Raw genomic sequence first — 13,746 nt, 5'->3', positions numbered from 1 at the left:
CCCGTGGTCGACAGGCCGATGATCGGCGGCAGGTTGAACGGGAAGATCGTGGCCGACCGGATCTGCTGCACCGCGCCGAACACCTGGCCGATCAGCGCCTGCGCCCGCTGGCTGGCGACCGTGCGATCCTCGAACGGCTTCAGCTTCAGGAACATGAACGCGGCATTGCTCTCCTGCGCGCTGTCCAGCAACGAGTAGCCGATGATGGCGAAGGTATCCCGCACCCCCGGCAGGTTCTTTGCCAATTCCTCGACCCGGCGCACCACGTTGCTGGTCCGCGCGACCGACGCGCCATCCGGCAGCTGGATGGCGACGAAGAAGCCGCCCTGGTCTTCCTCCGGCAGGAACCCGGTGGGCGTGCGGCTGGCCAGCCCGGCGATCCCCAGACCGAACACGATCGCCAGCACCAACCCGATGATCGACAGCCGCAATGTCTTGCCGACGATATAGGCGTAGCCATCGCGCACATTGTCGATGCCGCGCATCACCTTGCCCATGATGCCGCGCTTCGGCCCGGTGTGGCGCAGGAACACCGCACACAACGCCGGCGACAACGTCAGCGCGTTCAACGCCGATATCAGCACCGACACGCTGATGGTGACCGCGAATTGCCGGAACAACTGCCCGGAAATCCCGGGGATGAACGCGATCGGCACGAACACCGACAGCAGCACCAGCGTAATGGCGATGATCGGCGCCGTGATCTGCTTCATCGCTTCCTTCGTCGCGTCGGCGGGGGACAGATCCGGTCTTTCCTCCATCACCCGCTCGACGTTCTCGACTACGACGATGGCGTCATCCACCACGATGCCGATCGCCAGCACCAGCGCCAGCAGCGACACGGTGTTGGCCGAATAACCCAGCGCCAGCAGCCCGGCGAACGCGCCGATCAGGCTCACTGGCACGGCGATGGTCGGGATCAACGTCGCCCGCAAATTGCCCAGGAACAGGAACACCACGACGATGACGAGGATGAACGCCTCGCCCAGCGTCTTCAGCACCTCGCGGATCGTATCCGTCACGAAGGTGGTGCTGTCGTAGGTGACCTGGAAATGCAGCCCCTCGGGGAACCGCCCACTCAGCTCCTGCAGCTTGCCATTCACGGCCGCGGCGGTGTTCACCGCGTTGGCGCCGGGCGCCAGATAGATCGCGATCGCGACGGAGGGCTGGCCGTTCAGCCGGCTCTCGCTGTCCTGGTTCTGCGCGCCCAACTCCAGCCGCGCCACATCCTTCACCCGCAACACCGAGCCATCCGGGTTGGCGCGGATCACGATGTTGCCGAACTGCTCCGGCGTGGTCAGCCGCCCCTGGGTTTGCAGGTTGAACTGGAATTGCACGTCCGTGGAGGCCGGACGCGCGCCAATGCGCCCGATCGGCGCCACCACGTTCTGCGCCTGGATAGCGGTGATGATATCCTGCGGCGCCAAATTTAGGCTGGTCAGGCGGTTGGTATCGAACCAGATCCGCATCGAGTATTTCTGCCGGCTGAACAAATTCGCCTGGCCCACACCCGGCGTGCGGCTGATCTCGTCCAATATGTTGATGGTGGCGTAGTTCGTGATGAACAGCGGATCCAGCTTGCCCGCATCGCTGAACAGATTGACGAATTCCAGGATCGCGGAGGACCGCTTCTGGATCGTCAGCCCCTGTTGCGTCACGCTGGACGGCAATTCGGCCAGCGCCGTCTGCACCCGGTTGTTCACGTTGACCGTGTTGATGTCCGGGTTGGTGCCAAGCTCGAACGAGACGGTCAGGTTATAGCTGCCGTCGTTGCCGTTCGTGCTCTTCATGTAGATCATCTTGTCGACGCCGACGACCTGCGCCTCGATCGGCTGCGCGACCGATGCCTCCACCACGGCGGCGGACGCGCCCGGATAGTTCGCCGTCACCTGCACCTGCGGCGGCACGATGTCCGGGAACTGCGCCACCGGAATCCGGGTCAACGCCAGACCGCCGGCAATGGTGATGATGATCGCGATGACGATCGCCAGCCGCGGCCGGTCGACGAATACGGCGGAGATCATGCGATGCCGCCTCTACTGCCGGCTCGTACTGGAGCCGCCTGCCGGCGCCGGCAGCGCCGACCCACCCGGCGGCCCACCCGCGCCCCCGGGCCCAGGCACGGAAGGCGCCGGGTTCACCGGCTGGTTCGGCCGCACGCGCTGCAACCCGTCCGAAATGATGACCTCGCCCTGCTTCAACCCCGTCGTCACCGTCGCAAGCGGCGCTGCGGCCTGCCCCAGCGTGATCCGGCGCGGGATCGCCTTGTTATCCGCCCCCACGACGTAGACGTAGTTGCCCTGCTGGTCGGACAGCACGGCCGCCTGCGGGATTGCCAATGTCTGGATCGGCTGCGCGCCTTGCAGCAGCACGGTCACGAACTCCCCATCCGCCAGCTCGCGGTCACCCGGCGTGCCCGGCTTGGCGCCAGGGTAGTACGGGTTTGGGATCACGGCGCGAATGTTCACCGTGTCGGTGTTCGCCGCCACGATGGGATCGATGTAGTCGATATGGCCCACCGGCTGGTAGATCTTGCCCGTCGGCAGCTGCAGCTTGACGATGACGGCGCTGGTGCCCCCCTTATCCGCATACCGGTCCCGCAACTCCAGGGCGGAGCGCAGCGCGATCGGGAACACTACATACATCGGATCCTGACTGACGATGGTGGCCAGTGTGCCCGATGCCGGGCCAACGACGTTGCCGATGGTGACGTTGGTACGCCCGATCTTGCCCGCAATCGGGGCGGCGATATCGGTATAGCCAAGGTTGATCTGGGAGGTCTGCAGGTTCGCCTGCGCCGCCAGCAACTGCGCCGCCTGCGCCCGCTGGCTGGCGGTCGCGTCGTCCACCGTGGATCGCTGCCCGGCGGGCGTGCTCAACAACGTCGTGGCCCGTCCCAGCGTGATGGAGGCATTCTGCAAATTCGCATTCACCTGCGCCACGGCCGCGGTCTTGGCCTGCACATCCGCTTCGAATGGCGGCTTCTCGATCTGGTATAGCAGATCGCCGGTCTTGACCTCCGCGCCTTCGGTAAACAGCCGCTTCGTCAGGAAGCCGGTCACCCGCGCCACCAGGTCCACCCGGTCGGTCGCCTGGATGCGCCCCACGAATTCGTTCGTCTCGGTAATCGATTGCGGCTGCACGATCGTGGTGCCGACCGCAGGTGGCCCAGCTGGGCCGCCCTGGGCATGCGCCAGTGGCGCGAGAGCCACCGTAAAGAGGGATAACGAAACGAGACGGAGCGTCGTTGTCACTGTCATGGTTCCGTGAACTAGGGGCAGCGATATCGCGCGGCAATAGGACAGCCGCTTGCGGGAGCGTCAACCTCGCACCAAAGTCAGACCCCTGGAGGAGCGAATGCGATGAGCGAACATGTGCAGGTATGCGAGGTTGGGCCGCGCGATGGCTTGCAAATGGCCGCCGGCCGGATGCCGACCGATGCCAAGATTGCCTGGATCGCCGCCATGGCCGCTTCCGGTGTGACCGAGATCGAGGTCGGAAGCTTCGTTCCCGCCCGGGTCATCCCGCAAATGGCCGATACCGACGACGTCGTTCGCGCCACCACCCAGATCCCTGGACTCATCGTCACCGGGCTGGCGCCAAACCTACGTGGCGCCCAGGCCGCCTACGCCGCCGGCGCCCACCGTGTCGCCGTTCCGGTCTCTGTCAGCGACGGGCATAGCCGCGCCAATCTCAACCGCACCCCGGCCGAACAGGTGGCAGAGGTCGCCCGCATCGTCGAATGGACCCGCGCACAACCGCGCAAGATGCTGGTCGCCGCCGCCTGCTCCACCGCGTTCGGCTGTTCGATCGACGGTACCGTGCCCGAGGCGGCGGTGCTGGCCGTCGCATCTGGCCTGGCCGCCGCCGGCGCCGACACGATCAGTCTGTGCGATACCGTCGGCTACGCCCACCCGGCGCAGATCCGCAGCCTGGTCCGTGCCGCGCGGGCCGAACTCGGCAGCAAGGTCGACAACCTGCACCTGCACGACACGATGGGCCTCGGCCTCGCCAACGCGCTGGCTGGGCTGGAGGAGGGGATCCGCGCCTTCGACAGCTCGCTCGCCGGCCTGGGCGGCTGCCCCTACGCACCCGGCGCCTCCGGCAACATCGTGACGGAGGATCTGGTCTTCATGCTGGAAAGCATGGGTTTCCGCACCGGCATCGACCTCGACAAACTCGTCGCCACCCGCGCCCTGCTCGCTGCTGGCCTACCCGGTGAGCCGATGCACGGCGGCCTCGCCAAGGCCGGCCTGCCCAAGACCTTCCGGATGGCAGCGTGAGCGGACCGCTCTCCGGCCTCCGGGTCGTCGAATTCACCCACATGGTGATGGGCCCGGCCTGTGGGCTGGTCCTTGCCGATCTGGGCGCAGACGTCATCAAGGTCGAACCCTCCCCGGACGGCGACAACACCAGGCGCCTCGGCGGCTCCGGCGCCGGTTTCTTCGCCATCATGAACCGCAACAAGCGCTCCATGGCGGTCGACATGAAGTCGCCCGAGGGCCTGGCCGCCACCAAGCGCCTGCTGAACACCGCCGACGTGCTGGTCGAAAACTTTCGCCCCGGCGCCCTCGACAAGCTGGGCCTGTCCTACGAGGCGCTCAGGCAGGAAAACCCGCGCCTGATCTACGCTTCCTGCAAGGGCTTCCTGCCCGGCCCATACGAGCACCGCGTCGCCCTGGACGAGGTGGTGCAGATGATGGGCGGCCTGGCCTACATGACGGGGCCGCCGGGCCAGCCGCTGCGCGCCGGGTCGTCGGTGAACGACATCATGGGCGGCATGTTCGCCGCCATCGGCATCCTGGCCGCCGTGCAGGAGCGCCACACCACCGGCAAGGGCAAGCACGTGCAGTCCGGCCTGTTCGAGAACAACGTCCTGCTGATGTCGCAGCACATGGCGCAATTCGCCATTTCCGGCAAAGAGGCCCCGCCGATGAGCGTGCGCCAGGTTGCCTGGCCGATCTACGACCTGTTCCAGACCTCCGACGGCAGCCAGACCTTCGTCGGCGTCGTCACCGACACCCAGTGGCGCCTGTTCTGCGCCGAGTTCCACCTGCCCGAACTGGCAGCCGACTCCGACCTGGCAACCAAACCGCAACGCGTGGCCGCTCGCTCGCGGGTGCTGCCGATCGTGGCCGCCGCCCTGCGCCAATATGACAAGGCCGCCCTGATGGAGAAGTGCGAGCGCCTGGGCCTCCCCTTCGCCCCCATCACCCGCCCGATCGAGCTGTTCGACGACCCCCATCTCAACGCATCCGGCGGCCTGGTCCCAGTGACCCTGCCGAACGGCGCCGAGTCGAAGCTGCCCGCGCTACCCCTGTCGTTCGACGGCCAACGCCCGGTGCAACGTAGCGGCCTGCCCACCGTCGGCCAGCACAATGCCGAGATCATGGCCGAACTGGACGCCCTGCTTGGCTAGCGCCGCAAGTCTCTGCCCTGGTCCCCCCAATAAAGATGTCCAGAGGACGACCGTCCTCTGGTGGGGCGCGGGGCAACGCCCCGCTGCTAGGGCGACCGACCCACCGCCCCCAGAATGATCAACCCGAACAGCGCCGCCACCAGCGTCACCACGATGATCATCAGCCGCAAATTCTTCCCGCTCGCCTCCGATTCGTGCAGCAGGGCGGTGTGCATCGCGGCCCGTGCGGTGGCGACGCGTTCAGCCAGGGGCGCAGTCCCGTCGATCACGACGGCAGCGCTGTCATCCAGCCGGTCGCGCAGCGCCTCCAGGGCGGGTTTGTTGTCCCCGGTGGCCAGCACTTCGTCCAGCGTGGCGTCCCGGGCCATGGCGCGTTCCAGGGGGATCGGGGCCGCATAGCTGCCGAACAGGCCCACCAGCCCCACCACGGCGAAGGTCATGGCAAGAAACGCCATCCACGTGCCGGTATTGCGTTTCATCCGCGAAGATCTTCCATGGAGTGGGTGATCCGCTGCGGCGGCGGGCGCGTCAACCCGGCCATCCCCGTTGACATTTCCAAACCGCCCCGGTATCCGCACCCCCTCGCTGCGGTGCCCGGCCTCCGGGCTGCCGTCCCTATCGTTTTGCTCTCACCAGGTTCGAATTATGAAGATCCGGAACAGCCTGAAGTCGGCCAAGGCTCGCGACAAGGACTGCCGCGTGGTGCGCCGCCACGGGCGGGTCTACGTGATCAACAAGAAGAACCCGCGCATGAAGGCCCGCCAGGGCTGAACGGCACACCCCCAGGCATTGTCCTGGGGGGCTAGACGCTCCATGGTCAGGTGAACGAACACCGACCAGGAGGATGCTGCCATGCTGGCCTTGCCCGAGCCAAAAGCCGACATCTTGGCCCGGCGGGACGAGATCGTGGCCGGGCTGCGCGCCATACTGCCAGCCAGCGGCGTCATCACCGAACCCCTGCGGCTGAAGCCTTACGAAACGGACGGGCTGCCCGCCTACCGCCAAATCCCCCTCGCTGTCGCCCTGCCGGAAACCACCGAGCAAGTGGCCGCCGTGCTGAAGCTCTGCCATAGCATCGGCGTGCGGGTCATTCCCCGCGGGGCCGGCACCAGCTTGTCCGGCGGCGCCACCCCCCTGGCCGACGCAGTCGTCCTGGGCCTGATGCGCATGAACCGCATTCTGGAGATCGACTACGCCGATCGCTGTGCCACCGTGCAGGCCGGCGTCACCAATATCGGCATCACCCAGGCCGTCGCCGGCAACGGCTTCTTCTACGCACCGGACCCATCCTCCCAACTCGCCTGCATGATCGGCGGCAATGTCGGGATGAACTCCGGCGGCGCGCATTGCCTGAAATACGGCGTCACCGCCAACAACCTGCTGGGCCTCACCGCCGTCACCATCGAGGGCGACATCCTGCACCTCGGCGGCAACCACCTGGACGCCGCGGGCTATGACTGGCTCGGCCTCATCACCGGCAGCGAGGGCATGCTCGTCGTCGTCACCGAGGTCATGGTGCGCATCCTCCGCGGCCCCGAGGGCGCCCGCGCCATGCTGGCCGCCTTCCGCTCCAACGAGATCGCCGGGCAATGCGTCGACGCCATCATCGGCTCCGGCATCATCCCCGTCGCCCTTGAGTTCATGGACCGCCCGGCCATCCACGCCTGCGAGGCCTTCGCCCATGCTGGCTACCCGCTGGACGCCGAAGCCATGCTGATCATCGAGGTCGAGGGCAGCGTCGCCGAGCAGGACGACCTGCTCGACCGCATCAAGCGCCTCTGCGAACCCTTCGAGCCCCTGAGCATGAGGGTCTCCCAATCCCCCGAAGAAAGCCTGGCCATCTGGAAGGGCCGCAAGGGCGCATTCGGCGCCGTCGGCCGCATCAGCCCGGACTACATGTGCATGGACGGCACCATCCCCACCAGCCGCCTGCCCGAAGTCCTCCGCCGTATCGGCGAGATGAGCGACCAATACGGTCTCAAGGTCGCCAACATCTTCCACGCCGGCGACGGCAATCTGCACCCCCTGGTGATGTTCGACGCCAACGACCCCGACAGCTTCCACCGCGCCGAGGCGTTCGGCGCCGACATTCTGAAGCTCTGCGTCGAAGTCGGCGGCTGCCTCACGGGCGAGCACGGCGTCGGCCTGGAAAAGCGCGACCTCATGCGCTTCCAATTCAGCGAGCCCGAACTCGAGCGCCAACGCCGCCTGAAGGACGCCTTCGACCCGGCATGGCTGCTCAACCCCGCCAAGGTCTTCCCCCTGCAAGACAAACCGAGGCAGGCCGCGTGAGCGCACCCGCCACCGAAGCCGCCCTCGCCGAAGCCATCGCCGACGCCTACGCCGCGAAGGAACCCGTGCTGGTGCAGGGCGCCGGCACCAAGCACGGCATGTTGCGCCCGGTCCAGGCCGCACGCTCGCTCTCCACCCGCAACCTCAGCGGCATCACCCTCTACGCGCCGAAGGAACTGGTGATCTCCGCCCGCGCCGGCACCCCGATCACCGAGATCAAGGCCGCCTTGGCCGAACACGGCCAACACCTGACCGCCGAACCACCCGATCTGTCGGACCTCCTCGGCGTGCCCGGCAACCAGACCCTCGGCGGCATCGTCGCGACCAACCTGTCCGGCCCACGCCGCATCGTCGCCGGGGCCATGCGCGACCAGATCCTCGGCATTCGCGCCGTCGACGGCACCGGCGAAATCTTCCACTCCGGCGGCCGCGTGCTGAAGAACGTCACCGGGCTGGACCTCTGCAAACTGCTCTCCGGCAGCCATGGCACGCTCGGCATCATGACCGAGATAACTCTCAAGATCCTTCCCGCGCCGGAGCAAACCGGCACCCTGGTCATCCCCGGCCTCGACGCAACCGCCGCCGTCGCCACCCTATCCGCTGCGCTCGGCTCCCCCTACGGCGTCAGCGGTGCCGCCTGGCTGCCGCCGGACGCCGCCGCCCGCATTCCCGAACTCGCCGGCTTCAACGCCTCGGTCGCGCTCATGCGGATCGAGGAATTTGCCGCCAGCGTCACCTACCGCACCGCCCGTCTTGCACAAGACCTGCAACCTCATGGCCGCGCCGAATTGCTCGGCGACACAATCAGCCGCTCGGTCTGGCGCTCGGTTCGCGACGTCACGCCCCTCACCGTGGAACCGGGCGAGGCAGTCTGGCGCGTCTCCGTCCGCCCCTCCGCCGGCCCCGGCATCCTCGCCGCCACCGGCCTCCGCGGCTTTCTCGACTGGGGCGGCGGCCTCGTCTGGCTCGTCGGCGACCCGGCTTCTCACCCCGCCGTCACCGCCGCCGCCACAGCGGCCAAGGGCATCTGGACCCTCATGCACGCCCCCGACAGCCTTCGCGCCAGCGCCGATGTCATCCCGCCCGAACCGCCCGTGCTGGCCGCCATCGGCCGCCGGGTGAAGGCGGTGATGGACCCGGCCGGCATCCTCAATCCCGGCCGCATGGCCGCAGGAGCATAGCGTTGCAGACCTCCTTCACTGCCGAGCAACTGCGCGACCCCGACATCCAGTCCTCCAACAAGATCCTCCGCACCTGCGTGCATTGCGGCATGTGCACCGCCACGTGCCCCACCTTCGTGCTGCTGGGCGACGAGTTGGACAGCCCGCGCGGCCGCATCTACCTCATGCAGGACATGCTGGAATCCGGCCGCCCCGCCACGGCGGAGGTCGTCACCCATATCGACCGCTGCCTCTCCTGCCTGTCCTGCATGACCACATGCCCGTCCGGCGTGAACTACATGCACCTCATCGACCACGGCCGCCGCTACGTGGAAGAGACCTACACCCGCCCGTGGCACGAGCGCCTGCTGCGCAACACGCTCGTCCGCGTGCTTCCCTCACCAAGTCGCATGCGCTGGGCGCTAACCGCCGCCCGCCTCGCCAAACCCTTCCGCGCCCTGCTACCCGGCGGCGTCTTCGGCAGCCGCCTTCGCGCCATGCTCGACCTCGCCCCCACCCACCTGCCGCCCCGCCAGGTGGTGAACGGCGTGCACCGTGCCGACGGTACGCGCCGTGGTCGCGTAGCCCTGCTGGCCGGCTGCGCCCAACAAGTCCTCGCCCCGTCGATCAACGCCGCCACCATCCGCTTGCTCACCCGCCTCGGCTACGACGTTGTCGTCCCCCCGTCGGCCGGCTGCTGCGGTGCGCTCACCCATCACATGGGCCAACACGACCCGGCCATGGCCGCCGCCCGCACCAACATCGCCGCCTGGTCCGCCGAGATGGCGGGCGAGGGGCTGGACGCCATCCTCATCAACACCTCCGGCTGCGGCACCACCGTCAAGGATTACGGCTTCATGTTCCGCGACGAACCGGAGCAGGCGCAGGCCGCCCAAATCTCCGCCCTGGCCGCCGACATCTCCCAATTCCTGAGCCGTATCGGCTACGCCCCCACCCGCGACCCGGCCGGCCTCACGGTCGCCTACCACGCCGCCTGCTCCCTCCAGCACGGCCAGAGCGTCACCGCCGAGCCGAAAACCCTGCTCCGCAAGGCCGGTTTCACCGTGGTGGAACCCGCCGAAGGACATTTGTGTTGTGGTTCGGCCGGCACCTATAATCTGCTGCAGCCGGAGATCGCCGGCCGTTTGCGGGAGCGCAAGTTGGACAACATCCGACGCACCACGCCCGACCTGATCGCCGCCGGCAACATCGGTTGCCTGACGCAGCTTGCGGGCGCCGGCCTTCCCACGATCCACACCGTCGAATTGCTGGACTGGATGGCCGGCGGCCCCCGCCCGGCCGCGCTCCCCGCATGACCCGCGCGCTGGCGGTCCTATTACTGCTGGCCATGCCCGTCATGGCGCAAACCCCAGCGCCCACGCCCACGCCCACGCCCGCCCCGCTGCGCCCCACGCCGGAACAGATGCTGGACCGGCTGTTCGGCATGCTGAAGGTGGCCCCCGACGAATCCACCGCCGAGGCCGTCGAGCGCTCGATCCAGGCGCAATGGCTGAACCAGGCCACCCCGGCGACCAAGCTGCTGCTGATGCACGGCCTGAAGGCGCTCAACGATAACCAGCCCAACGAGGCGCTGGACGATTTCGACGCCGCCCTGGATCTGCAGCCCGACCTGCAGGAAGGCTGGCACGGCCGCGCCGGCGCCCGCGCGGGCCTCGGCGACTACGCCGGCGCCGAACGCGACATCGCCGAAACCATGAAGCGCGAGCCCCGGCAGTTCCAGGCGCTGCAAGACCTATCCCGCATCGCGGAGCAGCGCGGCGACTGGAAAGGCGCCTATTCCGCCTGGAGCCGGGCGATGGAAATGGACCCCAAGACCCCCGGCGGCGAGGACCGGCTGAAGGACCTGAAACGCCGGGCGTTCGGCGATACGACCTGATCGTGACATCGAAGGCATGAATGGTTAATCTGCTATCGTAACGATGGGAGGTTCCATGAAGGCTGTCGCGTTGATCCTTGCCGTCATCGGGTTGGCGCTTACGATCGTCGGTCTACTGTCCGAGTTGAACGCCATCGACCTCGGTGCCGTCGGAACATGGTCGCCGATCATCGGGATTGCCTTGTGGTTCGTTGCGCTGGCGATATTCAAGAGGACACATCGCGCCTGAACGACATCGGACGATGGTCCACTACCCGAACGTCGCGCTGAACAGGGACAAGCCGGGGGCATCGGTGTCGAACGCCAGCCCGCACCCGCAGCCCGCCGCGTGCGGAGCGAAGTGCCAAAACCTCTCCCTGCCGCAGCCACATTCCGTCGAGCTGATAGTTGCCCAGCTTCGGTCCCAGCTGCGGCAAAGCATAGTCGGCTTCGCCTTGCCGGGGCCGCTGAGCCTGGTCTTGCGGCGTCCCAACACCGGGCACGCCGTGATCTACCAGTTCGCAAACTGCACCCTGGATACTGGCCGGCGCGCACTGCACCGCAGCGGCGGCCTCGTCGCGGTCGAGCCGCAGGTCTTCGACGTGCTGGCCTACCTCATCCAGGCGCGCGATCGCGTCGTCAGCCGCGACGACTTGCTGGACACCATCTGCTGCAGATCGAACCGGACCTTACGATCGCCGGCTTCTTCGCGCGGATCCCGGTGCCGCTGCCAACCCTGGCGGCAACCTGCGCCGAGGGCCTGCGTGCCGCCGGCTTGCCGGAATGAGCGTCTACCGCTTCCCCGGCCGCTTGATCGGCAAATTCGTCCGGTAGATCACCCGCTTCAGCGCAAACGCCGACCGAACCCCACGCACCCCCGGCAACCGCGTCAGTCGCGTGCGCAAAAATTCCTCGTACGTCCCCAAATCACTCGCTACCACGCGCAGCAGATAATCGCTGGCGCCCGTCATCAGCATGCACTCCATCACCTCCGGCAGATCCTGGATCGCGGTCTCGAATGCTTCCAGCATCTCCTGCGTCTGCCCGGCCAACTCCACCGACACCATCACGTTCACCGGCAGCCCCACCCGGTCCTGGTCCAGCAGCGCCACGTAGCCGGTGATGATGCCGCCTTCCTCCAACAGCTTCTGCCGACGGTGGCATGGGGAGGGGGACAACCCCGCGGCATCGCTCAATTCCACCGTCGTCGCCCGGCCGTCGCGCTGCAGGTGATCCAGAATGGAAAGGTCGATCCGATCCAATCTCACGGTCAAACCTCCTATATTGCAGTGCAGCATTAGCCAATTCTGCTAATTATGCCCGTTCGCCGTGCTAAATACGACAGCAATCACCGCCTATATTCCGGCTAGGCTTTCCCCACATTTGGCGTGGGAGAATACAAGAATGGATGTAGGCCTCGGCACCGTCCCCACCACGCTCGAAAGCCGCTATGCGGAGTTCGATAGCCCAATCCTGCTCACTGGCATTCAGGCCCTGGTCCGTGTGCTGCTGGAGCAGGCGCGTCTGGATCGCGCCGCTGGCCGCAAGACCGGTGGCTTCGTCAGCGGCTATCGCGGCTCTCCGCTGGGCGGCCTCGACATGGAACTATGGCGCCGCGCCACCCTGCTGGACGCCCACAACGTCAGATTCCAACCTGGCCTGAACGAAGACCTGGCCGTCACCATGCTGTCCGGCACCCAGCAACTCGACTTCTACCCCGGCGCCAACGTCGATGGCGTGTTCGGTATGTGGTACGGCAAGGGACCCGGCGTCGACCGCTCCGCCGACGCGCTGCGGGTCGCCAACGCCTTCGGCAGCCATCGCAACGGCGGCGTGCTGGCCATCGCCGGCGACGACCACGCCGCCCACTCTTCCACCTTCCCGCACCAGACCGACCAGATCTTCGAAGCCGTCATGATGCCGGTCCTGCAACCGGCCGACGCGTCCGAAATCATCGAGTTCGGGCTTGCCGGAATCGCGTTGTCCCGCTTCTGCGGCCTGTGGGTCGCGATGAAGACCATCGCCGAAACCGCCGAGCAGGCGGCCACCGTCATCGTCCCCTCCACAAGGCACTTCATCACCCCTGACATCGCCATCCCGCCGCACGGCTTCAACATCGACCCCACGCTGAAATGGCCCGCCGAGCGCTTCGTCTTCGAAGGCCGCATGTTGGACGAGCGACTTCCGGCCGCCCGCGCCTGGTGGCGCGCCAATGGCCTCGACCGGCTCACCCAGGGCACCCAGGACGCCCCCCTCGGCATCGTCACCGTCGGCAAGGCGCACCAGGACGTCCTGCACGCCCTCGCCGCCATGGGCCTCGCACGCCACCCCGGCCTCGCCATCTACAAGATCGGGATGACCTGGCCGCTGGAAACCGAAGGCCTGAAAGCCTTCGCCCATGGCCGCCGTGCCCTGCTGGTGGTGGAGGAGAAGCGCTCCTTCGTCGAAGCCCAGATCCGCTCGGCCCTCTATAACCTTCCCGCCGGCCAACGCCCCGCCGTGCTCGGCAAAACCGGCATGGACGACGGTCCCCTGCTGCCCGCGGTCATGGAGCTATCGCCCGAAATCCTCGCCCGCGCCCTGGCCCGGATCCTCCCGCAATTCGGCATCGAAGCCACGGCGCTGCACGAGATGGACGCGCCGGCGCGCCCGGACGGCCTATTGGGCCGCACGCCCACCTTCTGCGCCGGCTGCCCGCACAACACCTCAACCCGCCTGCCCGACGGCTCCTTCGCGATGGCGGGCATTGGCTGCCACGTGATGGCGATGCAGAACACGCCGGGCACCGGGCCGTTCAGCGTCATGGGCGGGGAGGGCGTGGCCTGGGGCGGCCTGGCGCCCTTCACCACCCTGCCGCACGTCTTCGCCAACATGGGCGACGGCACCTACCAACACTCCGGCCTGCTCGCCATCCGCCAGGCCATGGCCGCAAAATCCCGAATTACCTACAAGCTGCTCTACAACGACGCCGTCGCCATGACAGGCGGCCAACCCGCCGA

Annotated in this window: 12 protein-coding genes and 1 pseudogene; 9 read left to right on the top strand and 4 right to left on the bottom strand. The window is 67.3% G+C overall.

The genetic code is table 11. The features are described 5' to 3' along the window. Both GSQ76_RS08105 and GSQ76_RS08100 read right to left on the bottom strand, forming a co-directional pair. Positions 1–2,024, bottom strand: a 2,024-nt coding sequence (locus tag GSQ76_RS08105) for an efflux RND transporter permease subunit (RefSeq protein ID WP_254070304.1), incomplete at its 3' end; no start/stop codon positions are given. Positions 2,025–2,036: 12 nt separating this feature from the next. Then, a complete protein-coding gene (locus GSQ76_RS08100) occupies positions 2,037–3,254 on the bottom strand; it encodes an efflux RND transporter periplasmic adaptor subunit (RefSeq protein WP_158743401.1) in 1,218 nt (405 codons plus the stop codon). A 108-nt stretch (positions 3,255–3,362) separates the two neighbouring features. Here GSQ76_RS08100 and GSQ76_RS08095 point away from each other — a divergent pair, with 108 nt between their 5' ends. Together GSQ76_RS08095 and GSQ76_RS08090 are read left to right on the top strand one after the other, a co-directional pair. Further along, positions 3,363–4,283, top strand: coding sequence for a hydroxymethylglutaryl-CoA lyase (locus tag GSQ76_RS08095; protein ID WP_158743400.1), 921 nt, complete (start codon positions 3,363–3,365; stop codon positions 4,281–4,283). After that, positions 4,280–5,419: a CaiB/BaiF CoA-transferase family protein gene (locus GSQ76_RS08090; protein WP_158743399.1), complete on the top strand. Its 1,140-nt coding sequence runs from the start codon at positions 4,280–4,282 to the stop codon at positions 5,417–5,419. The genes GSQ76_RS08095 and GSQ76_RS08090 overlap by 4 nt, the downstream gene beginning before the upstream one ends. A gap of 86 nt (positions 5,420–5,505) precedes the next feature. On the opposite strand, the gene GSQ76_RS08085 is transcribed toward GSQ76_RS08090, so the two are convergent. Next, a complete protein-coding gene (locus tag GSQ76_RS08085; RefSeq protein WP_158743398.1) occupies positions 5,506–5,898 on the bottom strand; it encodes a hypothetical protein in 393 nt (130 codons plus the stop codon). Positions 5,899–6,064: 166 nt separating this feature from the next. Between GSQ76_RS08085 and ykgO the strand changes: the two genes are divergently transcribed. From ykgO to GSQ76_RS08055, 6 genes are all read left to right on the top strand, one after another. After that, positions 6,065–6,190 (top strand): type B 50S ribosomal protein L36, encoded by a 126-nt coding sequence (gene ykgO, locus GSQ76_RS08080; protein ID WP_158743397.1) that lies wholly within the window; start codon positions 6,065–6,067, stop codon positions 6,188–6,190. Between the two features lie 81 nt (positions 6,191–6,271). Beyond that, positions 6,272–7,711, top strand: coding sequence for an FAD-linked oxidase C-terminal domain-containing protein (locus GSQ76_RS08075; protein WP_158743396.1), 1,440 nt, complete (start codon positions 6,272–6,274; stop codon positions 7,709–7,711). After that, a complete protein-coding gene (locus GSQ76_RS08070) occupies positions 7,708–8,892 on the top strand; it encodes an FAD-binding protein (protein ID WP_158743395.1) in 1,185 nt (394 codons plus the stop codon). Before GSQ76_RS08075 ends, GSQ76_RS08070 begins: the two co-directional genes overlap by 4 nt. Before the next feature lie 2 nt (positions 8,893–8,894). Next, a complete protein-coding gene (glcF, locus tag GSQ76_RS08065; protein ID WP_158743394.1) occupies positions 8,895–10,187 on the top strand; it encodes a glycolate oxidase subunit GlcF in 1,293 nt (430 codons plus the stop codon). Further along, positions 10,184–10,768, top strand: a complete 585-nt coding sequence (locus GSQ76_RS08060; RefSeq protein ID WP_158743393.1) for a M48 family metallopeptidase — start codon at positions 10,184–10,186, stop codon at positions 10,766–10,768. The genes glcF and GSQ76_RS08060 overlap by 4 nt, the downstream gene beginning before the upstream one ends. A 55-nt stretch (positions 10,769–10,823) precedes the next feature. Then, complete coding sequence (locus GSQ76_RS08055; protein ID WP_158743392.1) at positions 10,824–10,997, top strand: hypothetical protein; 174 nt, start codon at positions 10,824–10,826, stop codon at positions 10,995–10,997. A 541-nt stretch (positions 10,998–11,538) separates the two neighbouring features. On the opposite strand, the gene GSQ76_RS08050 is transcribed toward GSQ76_RS08055, so the two are convergent. Continuing rightward, positions 11,539–12,015 carry an Lrp/AsnC family transcriptional regulator gene (locus GSQ76_RS08050; protein WP_254070298.1) on the bottom strand — a complete coding sequence of 159 codons (477 nt, stop codon included), beginning with the start codon at positions 12,013–12,015 and terminating at the stop codon, positions 11,539–11,541. A gap of 136 nt (positions 12,016–12,151) precedes the next feature. Between GSQ76_RS08050 and GSQ76_RS31045 the strand changes: the two are divergent. Beyond that, positions 12,152–13,746 (top strand): annotated as a pseudogene (locus GSQ76_RS31045) (indolepyruvate ferredoxin oxidoreductase family protein); the annotation flags it as partial.

This window comes from Acidisphaera sp. L21 (assembly GCF_009765685.1).
GTDB lineage: Bacteria > Pseudomonadota > Alphaproteobacteria > Acetobacterales > Acetobacteraceae > LMUY01.
This window is presented reverse-complemented; position numbering and strand designations above follow the sequence as displayed.

Bases quoted from the DNA above. Each gene is read 5' to 3' on its own strand.
- GSQ76_RS08095 (WP_158743400.1), top strand. From the start codon at position 3,363: ATGAGCGAACATGTGCAGGTATGCGAGGTTGGGCCGCGCGATGGCTTG.
- GSQ76_RS08085 (WP_158743398.1), bottom strand. From the start codon at position 5,898: ATGAAACGCAATACCGGCACGTGGATGGCGTTTCTTGCCATGACCTTC.
- ykgO (WP_158743397.1), top strand. From the start codon at position 6,065: ATGAAGATCCGGAACAGCCTGAAGTCGGCCAAGGCTCGCGACAAGGAC.
- GSQ76_RS08075 (WP_158743396.1), top strand. From the start codon at position 6,272: ATGCTGGCCTTGCCCGAGCCAAAAGCCGACATCTTGGCCCGGCGGGAC.
- GSQ76_RS08060 (WP_158743393.1), top strand. From the start codon at position 10,184: ATGACCCGCGCGCTGGCGGTCCTATTACTGCTGGCCATGCCCGTCATG.
- GSQ76_RS08055 (WP_158743392.1), top strand. From the start codon at position 10,824: ATGAAGGCTGTCGCGTTGATCCTTGCCGTCATCGGGTTGGCGCTTACG.